At 62.4% G+C, this 8,475-nt stretch carries 7 protein-coding genes; 5 read left to right on the top strand and 2 right to left on the bottom strand.

Features of this window, described 5'->3' with window-relative positions; translation table 11 throughout:
• Window positions 1-2: 2 nt before the first annotated feature.
• Window positions 3-1,454: a Fe-S cluster assembly protein SufB gene (sufB, locus tag OES25_13170; protein ID MDH3628590.1), complete on the bottom strand. Its 1,452-nt coding sequence runs from the start codon at window positions 1,452-1,454 to the stop codon at window positions 3-5.
• 4 nt (window positions 1,455-1,458) lie between these two features.
• Window positions 1,459-1,911 (bottom strand): SUF system Fe-S cluster assembly regulator, encoded by a 453-nt coding sequence (locus OES25_13175; protein MDH3628591.1) that lies wholly within the window; start codon window positions 1,909-1,911, stop codon window positions 1,459-1,461.
• A 388-nt stretch (window positions 1,912-2,299) separates the two neighbouring features.
• Between OES25_13175 and OES25_13180 the strand changes: the two genes are divergently transcribed.
• From OES25_13180 to OES25_13200, 5 genes are all read left to right on the top strand, one after another.
• Window positions 2,300-2,767, top strand: a complete 468-nt coding sequence (locus OES25_13180) for a hypothetical protein (GenBank protein MDH3628592.1) — start codon at window positions 2,300-2,302, stop codon at window positions 2,765-2,767.
• A 149-nt stretch (window positions 2,768-2,916) separates the two neighbouring features.
• Window positions 2,917-3,840 (top strand): hypothetical protein, encoded by a 924-nt coding sequence (locus OES25_13185; GenBank protein MDH3628593.1) that lies wholly within the window; start codon window positions 2,917-2,919, stop codon window positions 3,838-3,840.
• Entirely contained in the window at window positions 3,837-4,976 is a 1,140-nt protein-coding gene (locus tag OES25_13190; protein ID MDH3628594.1) for an alpha/beta hydrolase-fold protein, read from the top strand. Before OES25_13185 ends, OES25_13190 begins: the two co-directional genes overlap by 4 nt.
• Window positions 4,977-5,011: 35 nt before the next feature.
• Window positions 5,012-6,256, top strand: coding sequence for a hypothetical protein (locus tag OES25_13195; protein MDH3628595.1), 1,245 nt, complete (start codon window positions 5,012-5,014; stop codon window positions 6,254-6,256).
• Window positions 6,253-8,475 (top strand): hypothetical protein (locus OES25_13200; GenBank protein MDH3628596.1); only part of this gene is annotated, 2,223 nt, incomplete at its 3' end. The genes OES25_13195 and OES25_13200, both read left to right, overlap by 4 nt.

Here is an 8,475-nt window from a genome sequence, read left to right on the forward strand (position 1 = left end):
CGTTATCCGACGCTGCCCTCAAGACTGACTTCGAGTAGTTTCTGAGCCTCGACCGCGAACTCCATTGGTAGTTCGCGAAAGACCTCCTTGCAAAATCCATTAACAATCATCGAGACGGCGTCCTCGGCGGAGATGCCGCGTTGCTGGCAGTAGAAGATCTGGTCCTCGCCGATCTTCGACGTGGTTGCCTCGTGCTCCATCGTCGCGGTCGGGTTTGCGACATCGATGTAAGGGAACGTGTGGGCGCTGCAGCGATCGCCGATCAGCATCGAATCGCACTGCGAGTAATTGCGTGCGGAGTCCGCTCCCTTGTTGATCTTTACCTGACCGCGGTAGGTGTTCTTGCCTCGCCCGGCAGAGATGCCCTTCGAGACGATCGTGCTCTTCGTGTTCTTGCCGATGTGAATCATCTTGGTGCCGGTGTCGGCCTGCTGGAAGTTGTTCGTCAACGCGACGGAATAGAACTCTCCAACGGAGTTGTCGCCCTTGAGGATGCAGCTGGGATACTTCCAGGTGATGGCCGAGCCGGTCTCTACCTGGGTCCACGAGATCTTCGAGTTGCGTCCCTGACACATGCCCCGTTTGGTCACGAAGTTGTAGATTCCGCCCTTGCCGTTCTTGTCACCCGGGTACCAGTTCTGAACGGTCGAATACTTGATCTGCGCATCGTCGAGCGCCACGAGTTCGACGACAGCCGCATGGAGTTGGTTCTCGTCGCGCATCGGCGCCGTGCAGCCCTCAAGGTAGCTGACCTGACTGCCTTCCTCGGCGACGATCAGGGTGCGCTCGAACTGGCCGGTGTTTGCGGCGTTGATTCGGAAATACGTGGACAGCTCCATCGGGCAGCGGACGCCCTTGGGGATATAGACGAAGGACCCGTCGCTGAAAACCGCCGCGTTCAGTGCCGCAAAAAAGTTGTCCGTGTAAGGGACCACGGAGCCGAGCCACTTCCGGATCAGCTCGGGGTGTTCCTGGACGGCTTCGGAGAACGAGCAGAACACGATTCCGAGCTCCGACAGTTTGCCCTTGAACGTCGTAGCCACGGAGACGCTATCGAAGACCGCGTCAACGGCGACACCGGCCAGGCGTGCCCGTTCCTCCAGCGGGATGCCGAGCTTCTCGTAGGTGCGAAGGAGCTCTGGATCCACGTCGTCGAGGCTCTTGGGTGCGTCTTCGGCGGACTTCGGCGCGGAGAAGTAGACGATCTCCTGGTAATCGATCGGTGGGTAATCAACAAAAGCCCAGGTCGGTTCCGTCATCGTCTTCCAATGACGGAAGGCCTTGAGTCGCCATTCGAGCATGAACTCGGGTTCGTTCTTCTTGGCGGAGATGGCGCGGACGACGTCCTCGTTGAGGCCGGGGGGGAAGGAGTCCGCCTCGATGTCCGTCACGAAGCCCCACTCGTAATCTCGTGCGGCCAGTCGTTCTACAGTCTCGGTCGTTGTCGGTTTCATGTCGTTAGCTGTCCTCAGTCGGTGCGGTGTCGACGACCTGGGTTAAGTTTGAGCGGTGGATCACCATCTCTGAAATTGGAACACCCTCGAGGGCCCGTTCGATCTCGGCGCTGATTCGACCCCAGTTGGGGCGGGTCGGGCAACGGGCCTCTTGATCGCAGACGCCGGGTTCGGCGCCACACTGGACCATGCTGATCGGTCCCTCGATCGCGCGCACGACTTCCGCCACCGAAGTCTCGCTGGCGGATCGCTCCAGTGCGTAGCCACCGCTGACGCCGCGATGGGACGTGAGGATCTTCTCTTTTGCCAGGCTGCGCAGGATCTTGCTGACCATCGGAACGGTCAGACCGCACCAGGAGGCGATCTCCCGGGCGGTGTAGACCACGCCGGGCGGGTGTCCGGCAAGATGGCCCAGCACCATCACCGCGTAATCCGACTCCTTGGTGATCCGAATCATGTCGAACCTCGGCCGTGAATTCTAAAGCCTACTTAAATAGTATGGATTAGGTAGTTTACCGCGATCCCCGAATTTTTCCAGGGAATCGGGACGAAAACTTGGCAAACCGAAAGAAATACCCCGGCCCCGGAGCGTCTCGAATCTGAGACAATCCAGGTTTTCCGTCTCAGCAGACGAGAAAGCTCACCGGGCCGCCCCATATCGGGAAAACGGCCCCAAATCGAGTCTCAGGAATGAGACGGCGGGATCTCTCGGACGGACGGACCAGGGTGGCCTAACCTCATTTGTTTCATGGACTTAGGAAAAATTTTCGCCTCACGGCCCCACCTGGACCCGATCTTGCGATAGGAGTGGGGGACACGCGGCCGGAACCGCCTGGAGGTAGACGATGCGCAACCGAACGATCCCGATGAGCTTTTACAGGAATCTCTTCGTCGTCCTGACGCTGGCCCTCGTCGCCGGCATCCCGACGGCGTCGGCCGCGTGCAGCCACGTCGATCTTCCATCGGCCACCGTACTTCCCGGCGGCGCATCGGTGAACGCCGGTCGGCTCTCGGTTTGCCGCCAGCCCGATTTCTCGCCGTCCCTGGCGCGACACACGGTTCGCTGGAACGGCATGGCGGTCTCCACGATGATGAGTCAGCGAGGCAGCAGCGAGTCGGATACGTCCCTCGTCCCGTTCTTTACCTTCTCCCGCGACATTCTGGGCCGACTCCACCTCACAGCGTTCGCCGTCCCCGGCGGAGACGGCATGGACACCTTCCGACCGGCACCGCCGCGTCGCAAGAGCCGGCCGGTTCCGGCGACTCCACGTGTGACGACCGAGGAGATCTATCTGGCCGCGGCCCGAGACTGATCTGCAAGGATCCCGGGCACGGGTCCATCCAACGTCCCCAAGGCAGGCCGCGAGGCCGTCGGCCATTCCCTCCCGGAACCGACGGTCTCGCGGCCGAGTTTCCATGGGGAGTGCGCAATCCACCTGACGCCTGCTAGGCTTTTTGCCTCATGCCCGCGTTAAGCCTTCTTGGTCCCCAGCGGTTCCAACCCACGGTGGGCCCAGCACTCGATGCTCTCGATGGCGAGGGGGCCCTCGCCCTCATCTCGGCGGGTTGGCAGGAGCGAGAGTCCGAAGTCGACGAACTGCGTGAGCACGTCGGCCGCGAGGTTGTGAACCTGAGGCTCTACGCCCGCACAGAGCGGGTGCTTCGCCGGGACCCGGAGCTGGCAACGGCGCTTCAAGAACGCCAGGCCCAACTCCGTGAATTGCAACGCTACTACCGTCAGCGTTTGAATCACGGGCTCGACGCTGCGCGGGAGTTGCAGGAGACCCCGCAATCCGACGCGCACCGTTTCCATCAGCGAGCGGCGATCCACGCGGTGCGTGAACTCGATCGTCAGCACCTCGTCGCTTTGACGGAGGTGCATGACGAGTTCGAGAGTCGCTGGAACCCCGGCGATCGTCCGGAAGTGGCGCGACATCGACGAGAGATCCGACGCGCGTTGCGTGACTGCGCGGCGCTGGGAATCGCGGGCGGTCACGTTGCCGTCTTGTTGACGAGGATGCGTCTCCTCATCCCGAAGGATACGTTGAAGCAGCATACGATCCTCGCCTGGTCCGCGGGGGCCATGGCCCTCGGCGCACGAATCGTCCTCTTTCACGATCACCCGCCCCAGGGCCCCGGCAATCCCGAGGTGTTCGATCAGGGCCTCGGGATCTACGGTGGGCTCGTCCCCCTTCCGCACGCCGCTCGACGTCTTCGTCTCGACGATCCCGTTCGCGTCGGTCTGTTCGCTAGACGGTTTACACCCGATCTCTCCGTGGCGTTCGACGACGGCGGTCGGGTGGATCGTGAGAACGGCGGCTGGAATGTCGTGTCCGGAGCGAGGATCCTCCACCCCGAGGGCGATCTCCGCGAGGTCGGGTCATGAAGTCTCTGTGGTTGAAGGAATTCGTCGACGCAGGGGACCTCACACGCGAGTCGATCGGGCGGTTCATCGAACGCGAGACCATCCCGCACGCCGACGAAAACTCGGTCACTTTCCTGTTCTTCGGAGCGGCGGACGCGGTCTTGTTGCGAAACTGGATCTTCGGACTTCCGTCAAGCCAGCCGTTCGAACAGATTCATGACACCGGTCTCTGGCATCTGACGTTGGACATCCCCGCGGGATCACGATTCGAATACAAGATCGAGCGGGTCCAGGGTGACGACCACACGTTGATGTTGGATCCCTACAACCCCAGCCTCGCGCGGGACCCCTTCGGCGCAAACTCCGTCTGCCAGGCCCATGGCTACGTCGTTCCCGACTGGGTCCATCCGGACCCCGAGGCGCGACCGGGGATCGTGCGGACGGCGCAGTTTCGCAGCGAGGCCCTGGGTCGGATGCAACGTGCACAGGTCTACCTGCCACCGCGTTTTCGAAAACGACGTCGATACCCTTTGCTCGTGGTTCACGACGGCCCCGAGTATGTCCGATTCGCAGCAATGAAGACCGTGCTGGACAACCTGATCCATCGACTGGAGATTCCGCCGGTCATCGCCGTCTTGATCCAATCTCGCGATCGACTGAACGAGTACGCGGCGGACCCGCGGCATGCCCGCTTCGTCGTTGAAGAGCTGCTCCCACAGCTCGAGCATCGGTTCCCGATCGACCCGGACCCGTCCACCCGCGCGCTGGTCGGCGCCAGCTTCGGAGCGGTCGCTGCGCTCTCGACGGCCTGGCGCTACCCCGGAGCGTTCGGCAAGCTTCTTCTCCAGTCGGGGTCGTTTGCGTTCACGGATATCGGCGAGCATCTTCGGGGGCCGCTGTTCGATCCCGTCGTGGAGTTTGTCAACGAATTCCGCGAGAACCCCGGCCGGCCCTGCGAGCGGATGTTCATGACCTGTGGGATGTACGAGTCGCTGATCTACGAGAATCGTTCGATGGTTCCGAGGATTCAGGCTCTCGGGATCGATCTCCGCTACCGTGAGTCCAGGGACGGGCACAACTGGGACAACTGGCGGGATCATCTGCGGGAGGGATTGTCCTGGCTGTTTCCCGGCCCACTATGGATGGTTTACGAGTAGATTGTTGCGACGGCTGCGGGCCGAAGGAGTAGGCGATGGCGGTAATCACGAAGAAGATCGGCCTTTCGCTCGGGGCGGACATCTGTTGGCCCGTCTGCTTCGAGGAACTCGTTCGTCGTCTCGACCTGACGGTTCCCAGTGGCAAGGACAGCCTTCGATTCGAGGTCGAACGGGTGACCATCGAACCGTTCGATCTTCAGCAGCCCTGCGACTATTCCGTCGTCGTCGACCGGCTGACGCACTGGTTCAACACCAGTCGCGAGTGGATCAAGAAGTCGATCATCATGGACGACCTGTACGTCTTCAACAATCCGTGGTCCGTGCAGTCGATGGAGAAGGCGACGACCTACGCGGCGATGATGCATCTCGGCCTCCCGGTTCCGAGAACCTGGCTGGTGCCCCCCAAAGAACACCTCCCTTCCGACGATCTCGAACCCACACTCAAGAACTACGCACGTCTCTTCGATCTGGACGAGATCGGTACCAAGCTCGAATACCCGATGTTCATGAAGCCGTATGACGGTGGCGCGTGGGTCGGTGTCAGTCGGATCGATAACGCCGAGAAGTTGAAGGATGCCTACGAGGAGAGCGGCACCCGGGTCATGCACCTGCAGTCGGCCGTGGATCCGTTCGATCTCTTTGTCCGAATCGTGGGTATCGGTCCGCAGACCCGCGTGATCCGCTACGACCCCGCTGCGCCGCTTCACGACCGCTACAAGGTCGACTTCGATGTCGTGACCTCCGAGGAGCATTCGCTCTTGCGTGATATCACGCTGACGATCAATTCCTACTTCGGCTGGGACTTCAATTCGTGCGAGTGTCTCAGACAGGAAGATGTCTTCTACCCGATCGATTTCGCCAACCCCTGTCCGGACTCGCAGGTGACCTCACTGCACTACCACTTCCCCTGGGTGGTGATGGCGCAGGTTCGCTGGGCGCTGTACTGCGCCGCAACGAATCGCAAGATGCACCAGAACCTGGACTGGGCGCCTTTCGAGAAGATCCGACAAGAAGACCTTCCGTACAGAGAACGGGTCCGCCGCTATGCCGCCATCGCCGAGGAGCGTCTTGATACGAAGCGTTTCGAGGACTTCTGTGGGGAGCACCTGCCCCATTTCGATGAGGTCGCGCTGGATTTCTTCCAGACCGACGTCGCTCGTAACGCCGTTCGGGAAAAAGTCGAGGCGTTGTTTCCCGAGAACGAGCACGATCGTTTCGATGAGCATTTCTGGGGTCTGATCCAGTTCTGGCGTCAGACCGAACTGGACAAGAAATCGTGACGTCGCGAGCTCTCCGCTTCCTGCTCGTCTGCCTGATGACGATGGCAGCGTCGTCGACGGTCGCCCAGGATCGTCCCGACTGGATACCCATCGATTACTCGGCACTGGTTGACTCTCGTCAGTTGAGTCACTCGGGGGAGTCGGTCGAGGATCTCCTCGCCAAGTTGCAGGGCCGACCCCTTCCCGCGGCGGGGGAGCGTCCCGGGGACCGACTCAGGCACGTCCTCCTGGATCGGCTACTCGAGCCCTACGCTTTTATTCTGTCCGACACCCTGGACTCTCTCGATCCGCAACGCGGGTCAGCAATCGGCTGGGTGGAGTTGGGCTCTCTGTGGCTGCCGGGCGAACGACAGCCGGCGTGGGTCGAACTCCTGCGCTCGCGTCAACTCGTGGTGGAGAGTAACGGCTCGGGTCGGCTGCGTCTGGTTCTGCCGGCGGACAACGGCGAAACGCGTTACCCGGGCCGGGGCGCGCCGCAAGAGTCGAGTTCGATCGAGGCGGAGGCCGCCTATCGCAAGGCATGGCCCATCGTTCGGCACATCGCTGCCGCCGAACAGCGTCGGTTGGGTGGAGATTCGCCCGTCGAACTGCAGGTAAGTAGTTACGTCTACCGTCACTCCCCCGAACGATCGCAATTCGTCCTCGGGCGCGAGCCGTTTGCGACGACGGTTGCGGCTGTGGCGCCGGACGGTCGGCGCCCGCCCCTGGGCCTGACCGAGTTGGAACGGTTCCTTGCGAGCGGCCTGCAGCTCGAGGGTGCGCGGCTGGAGCCGGATGGAGGCCTGCGGCTGTTCGGCAGCCAGACGGCAGAGCGCGCGACCATGCTGGGAACACCGCTCACCCTTGCGGATCTCGCGGTCGCCTATCGCGCGATCTTTCATGGCGGACTCGCCGAGCCCTACATGAGTCTCGATCGCGGTTTCTCTCCCCAGGCGGCGCTGGTCAACTACGGTGGCCGCCTGCGGGATACGCGTCTCGGCTGGGTCAGTCTCCTCTGCGATATTCGATTCAAGACCTTCAGTCTGGGACTTGGAATTCGAGAGGGCGACGATCTTCGTGAGTCCGTGCGTCGTGTGGTGGATGGGTTCCAGACTCACATCGAACGGTTCTCGGCAGATGCCGATTCCGCCAGCGTCGGCGCGCAACAGACCCGTCTCTGGTTCTATCCGGATACCGTCGACCTGACGGTTGCCGCAGAGGGGGACGTGCTCGCCATGCGGCGCCCGCGAATGGCCGCCGCGTCGGAGAGGGTTGGAGATGGCGGAGGGGGAGGCGTTCCACCATGGACCGCCGCAACCGTCGGCGGCATCAACGCGGACTACGACCGTCTCGCACAGGTGTTTCCCGAACTCCGCGATCTGGATCAGGTCGTACGTCTCCTCTCGTTGTTCACGTGGTTGCGTCAGGCGCAACTCGAGGGGCTCACGATTCCCGATCTCGACGTCCTGCTCAACGCCGAGCTTCCGGGCATGTCCACGCCACGCACCTACCCACAGTTGTTGACGTTCACGGCACTCCCGGCCGCCGGTTCGAAGGTTGCTGTGGATGTGTTCGATCGTGTTCCATTCGGAGAGGCCCTCGATCGACTGAACCCCACTGATCGTCCCGGTCCGGCCCATGCACGCCTTGAACGGGCGATCGCGGCTCTGGATCCGGATCAACCGGAGTCCAGGCAGTTCATGGCGACGATCGAAGGCAGGGATCGCAGCCTGTTGTCGGCCAGCGCCGCCGACCAGCTCGCGTTCGGCGCCGAGCGTTTGCGAATGCATAAAACCGTGATCGGTACTCCCGGCGACGATGTCCGTGAGCGTGTTGCGCCACGGGTCCGCGCCGGCGAGGGGATTCGGGTCTACAGCGTCGCGATCGGTGGACTCGACCTGGATATGAAGAGCGCGCTGGCCCGGGCGGAAGGGCGGAAACTGGGGTTCGGCGCTACGTCGGGAGCCTCGGCGGTGCTCCCGGCGAGTCTCGCAGCGGCGTCCGCGGCCGGTGGGCGTGCCGCAGGACCACGGGCGGAGTGGGCGGTTGATCCGGTCGGCATGCCAAGGCCGACGATTCCCGCTCACGGACCGACGACGACCCTCGACCTCGCCCATCGATTCTCCGAGAACGCAACTCGCATCGAGACGCTCTACGACATCTACGGAGTCGCCCCCCGCAGGCGATTGGTTGAATACGATACCAACGGGGTGCTTTCCGCGTTCGGCCGATTCGACGAG

The sequence above is a fragment of the Acidobacteriota bacterium genome (genome assembly GCA_029861955.1).
Classification (GTDB): domain Bacteria; phylum Acidobacteriota; class Polarisedimenticolia; order Polarisedimenticolales; family Polarisedimenticolaceae; genus JAOTYK01.

What these genes read in the sequence shown, in the direction of transcription:
- sufB (MDH3628590.1), bottom strand. Translation starts at nt 1,454, where the DNA reads ATGAAACCGACAACGACCGAGACTGTAGAACGACTGGCCGCACGAGAT.
- OES25_13175 (MDH3628591.1), bottom strand. Translation starts at nt 1,911, where the DNA reads ATGATTCGGATCACCAAGGAGTCGGATTACGCGGTGATGGTGCTGGGC.
- OES25_13180 (MDH3628592.1), top strand. Translation starts at nt 2,300, where the DNA reads ATGCGCAACCGAACGATCCCGATGAGCTTTTACAGGAATCTCTTCGTC.
- OES25_13185 (MDH3628593.1), top strand. Translation starts at nt 2,917, where the DNA reads ATGCCCGCGTTAAGCCTTCTTGGTCCCCAGCGGTTCCAACCCACGGTG.
- OES25_13190 (MDH3628594.1), top strand. Translation starts at nt 3,837, where the DNA reads ATGAAGTCTCTGTGGTTGAAGGAATTCGTCGACGCAGGGGACCTCACA.
- OES25_13195 (MDH3628595.1), top strand. Translation starts at nt 5,012, where the DNA reads ATGGCGGTAATCACGAAGAAGATCGGCCTTTCGCTCGGGGCGGACATC.